At 56.2% G+C, this 13,637-nt stretch carries 14 protein-coding genes; 8 read left to right on the top strand and 6 right to left on the bottom strand.

Annotated elements, in window-relative coordinates:
- The first annotated feature begins 5 nt into the window (after positions 1-5).
- Positions 6-1,688: a medium-chain fatty-acid--CoA ligase gene (gene fadK / locus ABRZ28_RS18775; protein ID WP_319605499.1), complete on the top strand. Its 1,683-nt coding sequence runs from the start codon at positions 6-8 to the stop codon at positions 1,686-1,688.
- A 16-nt stretch (positions 1,689-1,704) separates the two neighbouring features.
- Here the strand turns inward: fadK and ABRZ28_RS18770 are convergent, their stop codons facing one another.
- Complete coding sequence (locus ABRZ28_RS18770) at positions 1,705-2,472, bottom strand: amidohydrolase (protein ID WP_319605500.1); 768 nt, start codon at positions 2,470-2,472, stop codon at positions 1,705-1,707.
- Positions 2,460-3,617, bottom strand: a complete 1,158-nt coding sequence (locus ABRZ28_RS18765; protein WP_319605501.1) for a pyridoxal phosphate-dependent aminotransferase — start codon at positions 3,615-3,617, stop codon at positions 2,460-2,462. Before ABRZ28_RS18765 ends, ABRZ28_RS18770 begins: the two co-directional genes overlap by 13 nt.
- Before the next feature lie 212 nt (positions 3,618-3,829).
- Here ABRZ28_RS18765 and ABRZ28_RS18760 point away from each other — a divergent pair, with 212 nt between their 5' ends.
- From ABRZ28_RS18760 to ABRZ28_RS18750, 3 genes are read left to right on the top strand one after another with little or no spacing between them, the layout of a single operon-like run.
- Entirely contained in the window at positions 3,830-4,444 is a 615-nt protein-coding gene (locus ABRZ28_RS18760) for a methylthioribulose 1-phosphate dehydratase (protein ID WP_319605502.1), read from the top strand.
- A gap of 11 nt (positions 4,445-4,455) precedes the next feature.
- Entirely contained in the window at positions 4,456-5,145 is a 690-nt protein-coding gene (mtnC, locus tag ABRZ28_RS18755; RefSeq protein ID WP_330521139.1) for an acireductone synthase, read from the top strand.
- Positions 5,142-5,687, top strand: a complete 546-nt coding sequence (locus tag ABRZ28_RS18750) for a 1,2-dihydroxy-3-keto-5-methylthiopentene dioxygenase (RefSeq protein WP_319605503.1) — start codon at positions 5,142-5,144, stop codon at positions 5,685-5,687. Before mtnC ends, ABRZ28_RS18750 begins: the two co-directional genes overlap by 4 nt.
- A 47-nt stretch (positions 5,688-5,734) precedes the next feature.
- On the opposite strand, the gene mtnA is transcribed toward ABRZ28_RS18750, so the two are convergent.
- Entirely contained in the window at positions 5,735-6,763 is a 1,029-nt protein-coding gene (mtnA, locus tag ABRZ28_RS18745; RefSeq protein ID WP_330521122.1) for an S-methyl-5-thioribose-1-phosphate isomerase, read from the bottom strand.
- A gap of 139 nt (positions 6,764-6,902) precedes the next feature.
- Here mtnA and mtnK point away from each other — a divergent pair, with 139 nt between their 5' ends.
- Positions 6,903-8,105, top strand: coding sequence for an S-methyl-5-thioribose kinase (mtnK, locus tag ABRZ28_RS18740; protein ID WP_330521121.1), 1,203 nt, complete (start codon positions 6,903-6,905; stop codon positions 8,103-8,105).
- Positions 8,106-8,150: 45 nt separating this feature from the next.
- Here the strand turns inward: mtnK and yajD are convergent, their stop codons facing one another.
- Positions 8,151-8,501, bottom strand: coding sequence for an HNH nuclease YajD (gene yajD / locus ABRZ28_RS18735; RefSeq protein ID WP_319605506.1), 351 nt, complete (start codon positions 8,499-8,501; stop codon positions 8,151-8,153).
- Between the two features lie 291 nt (positions 8,502-8,792).
- On the opposite strand from yajD, the gene lpcA reads away from it, so the two are divergent.
- Positions 8,793-9,377, top strand: coding sequence for a D-sedoheptulose 7-phosphate isomerase (gene lpcA, locus ABRZ28_RS18730; protein ID WP_319605507.1), 585 nt, complete (start codon positions 8,793-8,795; stop codon positions 9,375-9,377).
- A 32-nt stretch (positions 9,378-9,409) separates the two neighbouring features.
- Entirely contained in the window at positions 9,410-10,177 is a 768-nt protein-coding gene (locus tag ABRZ28_RS18725; protein WP_319605508.1) for a class II glutamine amidotransferase, read from the top strand.
- Here ABRZ28_RS18725 and dpaA read toward each other — a convergent pair.
- Complete coding sequence (gene dpaA, locus ABRZ28_RS18720; protein WP_319605509.1) at positions 10,148-10,870, bottom strand: peptidoglycan meso-diaminopimelic acid protein amidase; 723 nt, start codon at positions 10,868-10,870, stop codon at positions 10,148-10,150. The two genes, ABRZ28_RS18725 and dpaA, sit on opposite strands and share 30 nt — an antisense overlap.
- A 278-nt stretch (positions 10,871-11,148) precedes the next feature.
- Positions 11,149-11,919 carry a class I SAM-dependent methyltransferase gene (locus ABRZ28_RS18715; protein ID WP_330521120.1) on the bottom strand — a complete coding sequence of 257 codons (771 nt, stop codon included), beginning with the start codon at positions 11,917-11,919 and terminating at the stop codon, positions 11,149-11,151.
- A gap of 201 nt (positions 11,920-12,120) precedes the next feature.
- On the opposite strand from ABRZ28_RS18715, the gene dinB reads away from it, so the two are divergent.
- On the top strand, positions 12,121-13,179 hold the full coding sequence (gene dinB, locus ABRZ28_RS18710) for a DNA polymerase IV (protein ID WP_319605511.1): 1,059 nt from the start codon (positions 12,121-12,123) through the stop codon (positions 13,177-13,179).
- Positions 13,180-13,637: the final 458 nt, after the last annotated feature.

Here is a 13,637-nt window from a genome sequence, read left to right as displayed (position 1 = left end):
CGCGAATGACTGTCACGATAAAATTTAACGCGGCGCGCAGGGAATATTACCGACAACAGGGTTACTGGGGAGACGCGTCGCTCGCCGACTATTGGCATCAGTCGGTTAAGGCTGCCCCGCAAAAGATCGCCGTCCTCGACAATCAGGGGGCGTCATACACCTATGCGCAACTGGATCGCGCGGCGGGAAGCGTGGCCGCTTACCTGCTGGAGGCGGGCATCCGGCCCGGCGACCGGGTGGCTTTTCAGCTTCCCGGCTGGTGCGAATTCACCATTATCTATCTGGCCTGCCTGAAAACCGGGGCGGTTTCGGTTCCGCTGCTGCCCGCTTACCGCGAGACGGAGCTTATCTGGACGCTTAACAAGAGCCAGGCCCGCGTGCTGTTCGCCCCGACGGTGTTCAAGCAAGACCGTCCGCTGGAGCGGGTCGCCCCGCTGCGTTCTCAACTGCCGCACCTACAGCGGGTGGTGGCCGTCGATAAGCTGGCGTCCGCCGACTCGACGCCGGCGCTCAGCCAACTGCTGCAAGACTATTCCCCGCTGGAAAATCCCGTCAGGACGCACGGCGACGAACTGGCCGCGGTGCTGTTCACCTCCGGTACGGAAGGGGTACCCAAGGGCGTTATGCTCACGCATAACAATATTCTCGCCAGCGAACGCGCCTACTGCGCGACGCTGAACCTGAGCTGGCTGGACACCATTTTGATGCCCGCGCCGCTGGCCCATGCCACCGGTTTTCTGCACGGCGTCACCGCGCCCTTTATCATCGGCGCGCGCAGCGTGCTGCTGGATATTTTTAATCCGTCGGCGTGCCTGACGTTTCTGGAGCGGGAAAAATGCACCTGCGTGATGGGGGCCACGCCTTTCGTCTACGACCTGCTGTGTTGCGTGCAGCAGCGTCACTACGACCTCTCTTCGCTGCGTTTCTTCCTGTGCGGCGGCACCACCATCCCGAAAAAAATCACCCGCGACTGTTTACAGGCCGGCATCAAGTTACTGAGCGTTTACGGCGCGACGGAAAGTTCGCCCCATGCGGTGGTTAAGCTCGACGATCCGCTCTCCCGGGTGATCAATACCGACGGCACCGCCGCCCCAGGCGTGGAGATCAAGATCGTCGACAAGGCGCGCCAAACGGTTCCCCGCGGCGTAGAGGGGGAAGAGGCGTCCCGCGGTCCCAACGTGTTTATGGGATATCTGGACGAACCCGAACTGACCGCCCGCGCGCTGGATCAGGATGGCTGGTACTACAGCGGCGATCTCTGCCGCATGGATGAGGACGGCTACATCAAAATCACCGGCCGGAAAAAGGATATCATCGTGCGCGGCGGCGAGAATATCAGCAGCCGGGAAGTGGAGGAGATTCTGCTGCAACATCCGCGCGTGCGCGACGCGGGGGTGGTCGCCATGCCGGACGCGCGTCTGGGAGAGCGTTCCTGCGCCTATCTGGTCCTGAAAGCGCCTTACCGGACGCTGACGCTGGCAGAGGTGATCGCCTTCTTCAGCCGCAAACGGGTCGCCAAATACAAATACCCGGAACGGGTGGTTATCGTCGACGCGCTGCCGCGCACGGCATCGGGAAAAATCAAAAAGTATCTGTTGCGCCGGGATATCATCCAGCGGCTGGCGCGATGCGCCGAGGAAGAGGAGACCTGCCTCGACGCGCCGGCGTCATCGCCGCCTTGCAACTGACGTCGGCGTTGGCGTTTTACAGAGAAAACTTGTCCGCATCGCGCCAGGCGGGGAAAGCCTCGCGATAGCTCTGCAATGTTTCCAGCGACAGTTCGGCATCCAGCCGGGCCGGCCGGTTCGGCGGCGCGGAGGCCAGCGTTTCTCCCAGGGCGTTAATGACCAGACTGTCGCCCTGATAGCTATGGCCGTTGCCGTCGCTGCCTACCCGGTTGCATCCTGCGACATACGCCTGATTTTCAATCGCCCGCGCGGCCAGCAATGTGCGCCAGTGCAGGGCGCGCGGCGCCGGCCAGTTAGCGACATACAGCAACAGATCGTAATCCCGATGATTGCGCGACCATACCGGGAAACGCAGGTCATAACAGATCAGCGGGCAAATCCGCCAGCCGCGCCACTCGATAACCGTTCGTTCAACGCCGGCCTGATAATATTGATGCTCATCCGCCATACGAAATAAATGGCGTTTGTCATAGTGAAAAACATTGCCCTGCGGATCGACCAGCAGAAAGCGGTTGACCGCGCCTTTTGGCGTTCGCAGCGCGACGCTGCCGCCGATCAACGCATTAGTGCGCTGCGCCCACTGGTGCAGCCATTTCTCAATTACCGGCTGTTCGATTCCTTTATGCGCGGCTTCCATCGAAAAACCGCTGGTAAACATTTCAGGCAACACGATCACGTCGCGGTCGGCGATACCGGCCAGCAGCGCGTCAAAATGGTTCAGATTGGCCGCGGCATCCTGCCAGACCAGCGGCTGTTGCAGTAAGGTGATTTTCAAAGTCGACATAGGCGCTCCGCAGCGGCATCCAGCGTAGATTCCTGTTTTGCGAAACATAGCCGAATCAGCGTGTGCTGGAACGGCTCGGCGCAGAATACCGACAGCGGAATGGCCGCCACGCCGACCTGCTCGGTTAACCAGCGGCAGAAGCTGACATCGTCCCGATCGGAAATCGCGCTGTAATCCGCCAACAGAAAGTAGGTGCCTTTACAAGGCAGGGTTTTAAAGCGGCTGCCGGCCAGCGCATTCACAAAACGATCGCGGCGGGCGCGATAAAAATCGGGCAGGGAGCGCCAGTGATCGGGTTGTTCCCGCAATATATCCGCAATGGCCAATTGCGCGGGGGTGTTGACCGCGAACGTCAGGTATTGGTGGATTTTACGGACTTCGGCGCTCAACGCGGCCGGCGCGATGCAGTAGCCCACTTTCCAACCGGTCATATGGAATGTTTTACCGAACGAGGAGACGGCGATGGCGCGCTGGCGCAGCGACGGATGCGCCAGCACGCCGGCGTGACCTTCTTCGGCAAAACAAATATGCTCGTACACTTCATCGCTCAGCACGTAGATCTCATGCGCGGCGATGGCCTGCCAGAGCTGTTGGAAATCTTCTTTCCGCCATACGGTGGCGGAAGGATTGTGCGGCGTGTTCAGGATCACCAGACGGGTGCGATCGCTCAGCAGGCCGGAGAATTCCGCCCAGTCGACGTGAAACGCGGGCGGTTGCAGCGCAACGCGTTTCAGTACGCCGCCCGCCAGTTCCACCGCCGGGGCGTAGCTGTCGTAGCTGGGATCGAAACAGATCACTTCGTCGCCGGGACGCACCAGCGCGGTAATGGCGGCGAACAGGGCTTCCGTCGCGCCTGCGGTGACGGTGATTTCCGTATCGACATCAGGCCGCCAACCATATATTTCAGCGGTTTTCTCGGCAATGGCGGCACGCAGCGGGGCGACGCCGGTCATCGGCGCATACTGATTCGCGCCCTGACTGACGTGGTAAGCCAGGCGCTGCTTCAGGTAGTCCGGGCCGTCAAAGTCGGGAAAACCCTGCGAGAGATTGATGGCTTGATGCTGCTGCGCGAGTGCGCTCATCTGCGTAAAAATGGTGGTGCCAAGCGAGGGCAGTTTGCTGTCGGGAATAAGTGCGGCGCTCATGACTGATAAGGACTCCTACAGGCCTGTATTGCTAGCCAATATAACACGATGTTAGTATTTGGCAATCAAGACGCTTGGACGTTTAAACGGCTAAATTCCTTTAAATGCTAAGTCATAACTAAAAGTACTATACCCGATAGATTTCAGGATGCGGCCGCCAGGTTGCAAAGGGAAAGCCGAGGGGGAATAAGTACTCATAAATAGGAAGTATCATGACGGAAAACCTGCAAATTACGGCACTCCTCGCCGCCTGTCATTGGATAGGCCAGAAGGGCTGGTGTCCGGCGACCGGCGGCAATATGTCTGTGCGCCTTGATGAACATCAGTGTCTGATTACCGAATCAGGCAAGGATAAAGGCAGCTTAGAGGCTGATGATTTTCTGCGCGTGGATATCGCCACCAATCATGTGCCTAGCGGACGTACCCCTTCCGCGGAAACCGGGCTGCATACCTTACTGTATCGCACGTATCCGCGCACCGGCGCGGTGCTGCATACCCATTCGGTCAACGCGACCGTCCTCTCCAGAGTGGAAACCGGCCCGGAACTGGTGCTGCAAGGTTATGAAATGCAGAAGTCGCTGGCGGGACAGAAAAGCCATCTGGATCGGGTTGCGATCCCGATTTTCGATAACGATCAGGATATTGCGGCGCTGGCGCAGAAGGTTGCCGCTCGTGCGGAGATCGACGCGTTGCGTTACGGCTTTCTGGTTCGCGGTCATGGCCTCTATTGCTGGGGCGATAGCGTAAAAGAGGCGCGCCGTCATCTTGAAGGGCTGGAATTCCTGTTTCAGTGCGAGCTGCAACGTCGCCTGCTGGAGGCCAAATGAGTCAGGTCGGGGTGATTAAAGCGATTGTTACGGATATTGAGGGTACCACCAGCGATATTCGTTTCGTGCATAATGTGCTGTTTCCCTATGCCCGCGACCGTTTGACGGAGACGGTGCGACGGCAGGAACAGAATGAGGAGATCGCTCGCGCGTTGGCGGCGCTGCGTCTGGAATTGGGACTGCCGGATGCGGACCAGGCCACGCTGATTACGGCATTAAACCGTTTCATGGATGAAGATCGTAAATCTCCCGCGTTGAAGTTGTTACAAGGCATTATCTGGCGCAGCGGCTATCTCAACGGCGATTTTCGCGGTCATGTGTACCCGGAAGTCGCGGCGCGGTTGGCGGACTGGCGACAGCAGGGCATTCGGCTGTACGTCTACTCTTCCGGTTCGGTTGAAGCGCAGCAACTGCTGTTTGGCTACAGCGAGGCCGGGGATCTGCGCCCGCTGTTCAGCGATTATTTTGATACTCGCGTCGGCGCCAAGCGCGAAACGGCGTCTTATCGCGCCATCGAGCAATCCATCGGCCTGCCTGCCGGACAGTTGCTGTTTCTGTCGGACATTCGTCAGGAACTGGACGCCGCGCAGCAGGCCGGATGGCATACCTGTCAGCTCATTCGTACCGATGCTGATGACTTGAGCGGCCACCGTCAGGTGGCGAGTTTTGACCAAATCGATTTACAGGAGTATTCCCAATGAGCGCACTGACCATCTTTAGCGATAGCGATGCAAGCCAGCCGATTTGGCAAAGTCAGGATGCAGAAGCCATCCGTCGGCAACTGGCCGATATCGGCGTGAGATTTGAACGCTGGCAGGCGAACCAGCCGTTAAGCGCCAGCCCCGATGCCGACGAAGTGCTGGCGGCCTATCGGCAGGATATCGATCGGCTGGTGGCGGAAAAAGGCTATCAGTCGGTGGACGTCATCAGCATTCGGGCGGACAATCCGCAGCGCGCCGAGCTGCGCGCCAAATTCCTGTCCGAACATACCCATAATGAAGATGAGGTGCGTTTCTTCGTGGAGGGCGCCGGACTGTTCTGCCTGCATCTGCAAGGCAAGATCTTCCAGATCCTGTGCGAGAAAAACGATCTGTTATCCGTTCCTGCGGGTACCGCGCACTGGTTTGATATGGGGCCGGAACCTCACTTTACCGCCATTCGTCTGTTCGATAACCCGGAAGGCTGGATCGCGCATTTCACCGGCGACAAGATTGCGGATGCGTATCCGAAGCTGGCGAGTTGAATTTGAGGTGATGTAACAGAGAGGCGCCAGCCGGGCTGGCGCTTTTTTTATTTCAACGCTGAGCGAAATATCCCGTCTTGCGCCGCCTGCGGCGTCACGATGCCGGTATCCAGCACCCAACCGCTGATCAGCGCCGCCGGCGTGACGTCGAAGGCCGGATTGTAGACCGGCGCATTTTGCGGCGCCCACCGGCAGCGGCCGAAACTGCCGGCTACGCCGGTGACTTCCGCCGCGGCGCGTTGTTCAATCGGGATAGCCTTGCCGTCCGGGCAGTCGGGGTCGTGCGTGGTATGCGGCGCGGCCACATAGAATGGGATCCGGTGATAATGCGCCAACACGGCCAGACTGTAGGTGCCGATTTTATTGGCCACATCGCCGTTGGCGGCGATACGGTCCGCGCCGACCCATACCGCGTCAACTTTTCCTTGCGCCATCAGACTGGCGGCCATCGAGTCGCAAATCAGCTGATAAGGAATGCCCAATTCGCCCAACTCCCAGGCGGTAAGGCGTCCTCCCTGGAGCAATGGCCGGGTTTCATCCACCCAGACCTGGCTAATTTTCCCCTGTTGATGCGATCGCAGCAGCACGCCGATGGCGGTGCCGATGCCGGCCGTCGCCAGCCCGCCGGTGTTGCAGTGGGTCAGTAGACGGCTGTTCGGCGCAACCAGCGTGGCGCCGTAATCGGCAATGTTCTCACACAGCCGGCGGTCTTCCTCGACCAGACGCAACGCTTCCTGCTCCATGGCGTCGACGAATTGCGGCTGCGCCAGCGCGAGCTTCATCCGATCCAGGTTATTCATCAGATTGACGGCGGTCGGACGCGCGGCGCGCAGCGTTTCCAGCGCGTCGGCCAACTGCGGCCTGGAAAGCCCTTGTTGCGCCAGCAGGGCGAGCAACAGGCTGGCGGATAGGCCGATCAGCGGCGCGCCGCGTACGCGCAGCGTTTGAATATGTTCAACCAGCGTCGCGACGTCCGGGCAGGGACACCAGCGTTCTTTCTGCGGCAGCGCCTGCTGATCGAGGATCCAGAGCCGATCGTCAACGATTTTCAGACTGGTTGTGTTAAGTTTCTGCATTGTAGGTTAAATCCATGTTGTGCTATTGCATCAATTTTCTTATTCTGCCAATATGCTTGACAGATGTATAGATGTCCAGACGCTTTTATGTCTGATGGCGCTGAAAACGGTCAATAGAAGAATAAAGAAGGGGTTGGCAATGTCACTTTACCGCACCTTTACGGCAGACGATGCTGTGGAATATGCCCGCCGGTACGGCGGGGCGAGCGATCCGCAAGCGCTGGTCGCCGCAGAAGAAATTGGCGACGGTAATCTGAATCTGGTGTTTAAAATCCTTGATGTCCAGGGAATAAGCCGGGTGATAGTCAAACAGGCGCTGCCCTATGTGCGCTGCGTCGGCGAATCCTGGCCGCTGACGCTGGATCGCGCGCGCATTGAAGCCGAAACGCTGCTGGTCCACGCGCGGTTTTGCCCTCAGCACACGGTTACCGTCTTGCACCATGATGCCGAACTGGCGGTGATGGTGCAGGAAGATCTTTCCGATCATCGCATCTGGCGCAGCGAGTTGACGAAGGGGGTTCACTATCCTCAGGCGGCCGAACAGTTGGGCGAGTATCTGGCGCAGACGCTGTTCCATACGTCGGATTTTTATCAGGGGCCTCATGACAAAAAAGCGGCCGTCATTCAGTTCACCAACCCTGAGCTATGCCAGATCACCGAAGATTTGTTCTTTACCGACCCCTATATCGACCACGAACGAAATCAGTTCGACGCGGCGCTGGCGGACGATGTTCAGACGCTGCGCGACGACCGGGCGTTGAAGCTGGCGGTGGCGGGATTAAAGCACCGTTTCCTGAGCAAGGCCGAAGCGCTGCTGCATGGCGATATCCATAGCGGTTCTATCTTTGTCGCGGAAGGACGTTTAAAGGCGATTGACGCCGAATTCGGTTTCTATGGCCCGATAGGGTTCGATGTGGGAACGGCGTTGGGTAATCTGTTGCTTAACTATTGCGGTTTGCCGGGGCTGCTGGCGCCGCGTGAAGCGGATGCGGGAAGAGCGCAGCGTCTTACCGACGTCCGCACGCTGTGGAATACCTTTGCGGCGCGTTTTTTGGCGCTGAGTCAGCATCATAGCCGTGAGCCGTCTTTGGCTGAATCGGGCTATGCCGGGATCTTTTTGCAACAGGTATGGCAGGATGCGATCGGCTATTGCGGCACGGAACTGATTCGCCGCACGATTGGACTGGCGCACGTCGCCGATCTTGACGGCATTCAGGATGATGATGCCCGGGCGGAGAGTCAGCGTCACGCGTTGCGTCTGGGACGAACGTTGATTCTTGCCGCGCCGCACATTGCCAATGTGGATGAATTACTGGCTCGCGTACGTCAAAGCGGGGCATAAAAAGCAAACTTCTCAATACGGGGGCGAGCTGTCGCCCCATGGCGCTTATTTTTTCCCTTTCTCCATCAGCGCCTTCAGATCGGCAAAGGGGTTATGCGTCGCGACGCCGACATCTTTCTGGGCATCCTCGCCGGCGACCACGGTCGAACCGTAGATATCCGCATCGGTATATTTTGAATGCTCATGGTCGTGACAGTACAGGCACAGCATTTCCCAGTTGCTGCCGTCTTCCGGGTTATTGCTGTGGTCGTGATCGATATGGTGAACGGTGAGCTCACGCAGGTTGGAATAGACGAACTCGCGCGAGCAGCGGCCGCATACCCAAGGGAAGAGTTTCAGCGCTTTTTCACGATAGCCGCTTTCGAGCTTCGCGTAGTTCTTCGGAATATATGCCATGGCGTGGTGTCTTTATTAGGGAGGAAACCGTTATTTTACCGCGCTTGAGCAGCGACCGACAACGGCTCCGACCTGCAAATCCGACGTGTTGTCCTTTACCCGCCTGTTTTTATCGATTTGTTTACATCGTAATTACAATTTGATCCGCAATCCGGCGGGTTATGCACCATTTTCTGATTGTTTTCCGCGATCCTGGCGATCGTGACATTGCGCGCTTCTCGCTGTTTCGGCAATCCGCTACACTGCATAACAGAATATGATGATGTCACCGGACAAATTTGAGAGGATTCCATGTACCAAGACTTAATCCGTAGTGAGCTGAAAGAAGCGGCGGCTACGCTGGATGCTTTTTTGAGTGACGATGCGAATATTCAGTCTATTCAAAATGCTGCGGTATTACTGGCCGACGCGTTTAAATCAGGCGGGAAAGTGATTTCCTGCGGCAATGGCGGTTCGCACTGCGATGCGATGCATTTTGCCGAAGAGCTGACCGGCCGTTACCGGGAAAACCGCCCTGGCTACCCGGCGATCGCTATCTCTGACCCAAGCCATCTCTCCTGCGTCAGCAACGATTTTGGTTATGATTTTGTTTTCTCTCGCTATATCGAGTCCCTTGGGCGCGAAGGCGATGTGCTGCTGGGGATTTCCACGTCGGGTAATTCCGGCAATATTATTAAAGCGATCGCCGCGGCGAAAACGAAAGGGATGAAGGTCATTACGCTGACGGGTAAAGACGGCGGCAAAATGGCCGGTACCGCGGATGTGGAAATCCGCGTGCCGCATTTCGGCTATGCCGACCGTATTCAGGAAATTCATATTAAGGCGATACATATCCTTATCCAACTCATTGAAAAAGAGATGGTTGCTAAAGGATAACGGAAGGCGCTTGAGAGGTTAAGAGATTTACCATGTGTGAACTGCTTGGGATGAGCGCTAATGTACCGACGGACATTTGTTTCAGTTTTACCGGACTGGTACAGCGTGGCGGCCTGACCGGGCCGCACCGGGATGGTTGGGGAATTACGTTTTATGAAGGACATGGCTGCCGGACCTTCAAAGACCCGCAGCCAAGCTACTGCTCGCCGATAGCCAAGCTGGTGCAGGATTATCCCATCAAATCTTGCGCCGTGGTATCGCATATTCGCCAGGCGAATCGGGGATCGGTCGCGTTGGAAAATACCCATCCTTTTACCCGCGAACTGTGGGGGAGAAACTGGACGTTTGCACATAACGGGCAATTAAAAGGGTATCGTTCGTTAAAAACCGGCACATTCCGGCCGGTCGGCCAGACGGATAGCGAATTTGCGTTCTGCTGGCTGTTGTACCAATTGTCGCAGCGCTATCCGCGCACGCCGGGCAACTGGCCCGCGGTGTTCCGCTATATTGCGCAACAGGCGGATGTTCTGCGCAAGAAAGGCGTGTTTAACATGCTGTTGTCTGACGGGCAGTTTGTGATGGGATATTGTTCAACCCATCTTTATTGGATCACCCGGCGCGCGCCCTTTGGGAAAGCGACATTGCTGGATCAGGATGTGGAAATTGATTTTCAGCAGCAGACTACGCCCAACGATGTGGTTACGGTGCTGGCGACGCAGCCGCTGACCGGCAATGAAACCTGGCATAAGATCATGCCAGGCGAGTTTGTCTTATTTCGTTTCGGTGAACGCATAATTTGATACCGGCTTGCTGGTCATCAACGGTGGACTGACGACGTACTGCCCGTTTAATACCGAGATGGCCGGCGGCTGATAATGCTGATTGAAATAGGCATAACCCGGTTGTAACTGACGCCAGAAAGCGGAATAGGCGGAATTACGGTGGCGTTGCATATTTTTTTCCGTCATGCGGAACGGATAAATCGCCAGCTGTATTTTCGTCTGTCCGTTAAGCAGCGCCTGTTCCGCATAACGATAGATCTCTTCAATATAATTATTGGTCATGGCATAGCAACCCACGGAAACGCATTCGCCGTGGATCATCAGGTAGCGGCCGGAATATCCCTGTGATTTGTCATATTCATTAGGAAAACCAATGTTTATCGCGCGATAATAATGGCTGTCCGGTTTGAGCTGGCGGAGATCGACCTGATAGAACCCCTCGGGGCTTTTTAAATCGCCCTCAATGCGTTTCGGCCCAAGTCCGCCCGAATATTTACAAATCGGATAATTTTCCAATAAGCGATATTCATTTCCGACTTTGGCGTAAAGTTCTAATACTCTCTCTTCCTTAAATATTTGAATATAGATCGGAGAGCCCAATAACTGTTGCTTCAGGTCTTTTGCTATCGGCGCGGGTTCACTGGCTGCGCAGGTAACGGCAAGGGACGGCAAAAAAAACAGCATCGCAAAAGACAGCGCGATTTTTTGCATTGTTGATCCTGGTGAATAAAAGCTGTGCTATATCGACGGGGCGATGATCCTCCCGTACTCCTTTGCCTGTTGGCGGTTTCACATTATCATTGCCTTAATTTTAATCAAGAGTGAAAACCGATAAAAAAGTTAATTTTGCGGCGCAAGGAGTGTAGCGGCCGATTAATCGACCTTGTCGGTAATAAAAAGACATATTTAATGGACAATAAATTTAAGGCGATACCTTTACGCTGTCCATTGTTTATTCCGCCTGAGTGCGTCAGGCAGGTAATCAGCGATTACAATTTTGTCGCTTCAAACATCATGATATCGGTTACAAAAGAACCGTCATCCTGTAGTTCAAAATGCCGGACGACTTCCGCGGCCAGGGTTTTTTGCAGTTCGCGGATCGCGACGGCGAAAAAGTCGGGCGTTCTCATGCGCGCGATCCAACTGCTGAACTCCAGTTTCAGGCGATCGCTGGCGACGTTACGCACGATAAATCCTGCTTCGGTAAACATGCTCAGCCATTCGCCGGGCGCGTAATCGCGCACGTGAGAGGGATCACGCAATTTTTCCACCGTTTGCAAATAGACATCCAACAGCGGATGACCCGGTGAGACCACATCCATCATGATGACCAGACCGCCCGGTTTCAGCACGCGGCGGATTTCACGCAGCGCCTGCCCGACATCATGCCAATGGTGGGCGGAATAGCGGCTGATTACGATATCGGCGCTGGCGTCGGCAAACGGCAGCGCTTCGGCGACGCCCTGCTGCGTGCGGATATTCGTCAGACCTTTCTGTTTGGCGGCCTGAGCGACGACCTCCAGCATTTGTGAGGACAGATCATAAGCCACGACCTCTTTCACCACCTGGGCGGCGGTGAAACTGGCATGTCCGGCGCCGCATCCCAGATCGATGACGGCGGCATCAGGGGAGGCGGCCAATAAAGCCGACAGTCGCTCTAAATCCTTACCCTGGGCATGTACCGTACTGGTCAGATAATTTTGTGCTTGCGAACCAAACTGGCGTTCGACGCTGTTGCTGTGACTCTGCTGATTCTCCATCGCGGCTCTCTGTTCTCTGAGTGGGTTATCCTGCGCCAAAAGGTTAACACGGTAATAATATCAAGCGGAGGACAAACAGAAATAATGCGTTTTTTCGTCAATAGGCCGAGGGTTAAGCGCGAAGACAACGGACGACTGTTCGCCAACTTGTTTATAGCAATTTCAGGCTGTATATTTATACAGTCTTGGCGGAGGGGACGTATGCGCAAAATTATTCATGTCGATATGGATTGCTTCTACGCGGCAATTGAGATGCGTGATAATCCGCGCCTGCGCGACATCCCGCTGGCGATTGGCGGCAGCGCCGATCGTCGCGGCGTGATCAGCACCGCCAATTACCCGGCCCGGCGCTATGGGGTTCACAGCGCGATGGCGACGGCGACGGCCTTGCGTCTGTGTCCGCACCTGACGTTACTTTCCGGGCGGATGGAGGTGTATAAAGCCGCCTCCCGCCAGATCCGCGATATCTTCGCCCGTTATACCTCATTGATTGAACCGCTTTCTCTGGATGAAGCCTATCTGGATGTCACCGACAGCCCTTATTGCAACGGTTCCGCGACGCTGATGGCGGAGGAGATCCGTCAGGCTATTGCCGCTGAGCTGAATCTGACGGCCTCCGCCGGCGTCGCGCCCATCAAATTTCTCGCCAAGGTCGCTTCCGAGCTGAATAAACCTGACGGCCAGTATGTTATCCCCCCGGATAAGGTGGACGCGTTTTTATTGCAGTTGCCGCTGGCGAAGATCCCCGGCGTCGGCAAAGTCACGGCGAAGCGGCTGGAAGAGAAGGGCATGCTGACCTGCGCCGACGTGCGCAATCACGAACTGGCTGAGTTATTAAAAAGTTTTGGCAAATTTGGCCGGGTTTTGTGGGAGCGTTGCCACGGAATTGATGAACGGCCTGTCTCGCCAGACCGGTTGCGGAAGTCGGTCGGGGTTGAGAAAACGCTGGCGCAGGATATTCACCACTGGCATCAGTGCGAAGGTTTAATCGAGCAGCTTTATCAGGAGCTTGAATTACGTTTAAAACGCGTAAAACCCGATCTGCATATCGCGCGGCAGGGGGTAAAACTGAAGTTTGATGATTTTCGCCAGACCACGCAGGAACATGTGTGGCCGGTGTTGAATAAGCAGGATTTGCTCACGCTGGCGCAGCAAACCTGGGAGGAACGTCGCGATGAGCGTGGCGTTCGACTGGTGGGATTGCATGTTACGCTGCTCGATCCGCTAATTGAGCGTCAGTTGGTGTTGAATTGGGAGTGAAGGCGTAGCCGTATAAAGTACGGTATTTGCCATTAACAGTTCCCTCCCGGCAGTCTCTTAGTCGCATATTTACTGATAACGGTATATGTAAGCTCGGTGTTATTTCGTGCGCGAAAAGAAAGGTATTTTTATGCCACGTCGTAGCACGCGCCCGACGCAGGGTGGTTCAAACGCCACCACCCTCCGGACCCGGGCTTGTGGCTGAAATCACGCCGCTGACGCGGTGCCTTCGGCGGTCGCCCCCCTTTTCCGAACCGCCAGTGACGCGTTCCCGACGCGGCACTGGCTTGCGCCGCTTCCCTGCGGCGCATTCGCGGGGTCGTCCACCTCAGCGTAATTTCTTACGCCGCTCAAAAACAAAAAAAGAATCAGGAATGAGCCCAAGACCAGAATGCACATAGCATCTAAAGATTCCTTGGATTTGTGTATAAGAGACAGTCGCAGGGGAGGGAGCCAAC

The sequence above is a fragment of the Brenneria sp. g21c3 genome (genome assembly GCF_040240345.1).
Lineage (GTDB): Bacteria > Pseudomonadota > Gammaproteobacteria > Enterobacterales > Enterobacteriaceae > Brenneria.
The sequence above is the reverse complement of the archived record's forward strand: the minus strand, read 5'-3'. Positions and strand labels throughout refer to the sequence as shown.

What these genes read in the sequence shown, in the direction of transcription:
- ABRZ28_RS18770 (WP_319605500.1), bottom strand. Translation starts at nt 2,472, where the DNA reads ATGTCGACTTTGAAAATCACCTTACTGCAACAGCCGCTGGTCTGGCAG.
- dinB (WP_319605511.1), top strand. Translation starts at nt 12,121, where the DNA reads ATGCGCAAAATTATTCATGTCGATATGGATTGCTTCTACGCGGCAATT.
- fadK (WP_319605499.1), top strand. Translation starts at nt 6, where the DNA reads ATGACTGTCACGATAAAATTTAACGCGGCGCGCAGGGAATATTACCGA.
- ABRZ28_RS18725 (WP_319605508.1), top strand. Translation starts at nt 9,410, where the DNA reads ATGTGTGAACTGCTTGGGATGAGCGCTAATGTACCGACGGACATTTGT.
- ABRZ28_RS18715 (WP_330521120.1), bottom strand. Translation starts at nt 11,919, where the DNA reads ATGGAGAATCAGCAGAGTCACAGCAACAGCGTCGAACGCCAGTTTGGT.
- ABRZ28_RS18750 (WP_319605503.1), top strand. Translation starts at nt 5,142, where the DNA reads ATGAGCGCACTGACCATCTTTAGCGATAGCGATGCAAGCCAGCCGATT.
- ABRZ28_RS18760 (WP_319605502.1), top strand. Translation starts at nt 3,830, where the DNA reads ATGACGGAAAACCTGCAAATTACGGCACTCCTCGCCGCCTGTCATTGG.
- dpaA (WP_319605509.1), bottom strand. Translation starts at nt 10,870, where the DNA reads ATGCAAAAAATCGCGCTGTCTTTTGCGATGCTGTTTTTTTTGCCGTCC.
- yajD (WP_319605506.1), bottom strand. Translation starts at nt 8,501, where the DNA reads ATGGCATATATTCCGAAGAACTACGCGAAGCTCGAAAGCGGCTATCGT.
- mtnA (WP_330521122.1), bottom strand. Translation starts at nt 6,763, where the DNA reads ATGCAGAAACTTAACACAACCAGTCTGAAAATCGTTGACGATCGGCTC.
- ABRZ28_RS18765 (WP_319605501.1), bottom strand. Translation starts at nt 3,617, where the DNA reads ATGAGCGCCGCACTTATTCCCGACAGCAAACTGCCCTCGCTTGGCACC.
- mtnK (WP_330521121.1), top strand. Translation starts at nt 6,903, where the DNA reads ATGTCACTTTACCGCACCTTTACGGCAGACGATGCTGTGGAATATGCC.
- lpcA (WP_319605507.1), top strand. Translation starts at nt 8,793, where the DNA reads ATGTACCAAGACTTAATCCGTAGTGAGCTGAAAGAAGCGGCGGCTACG.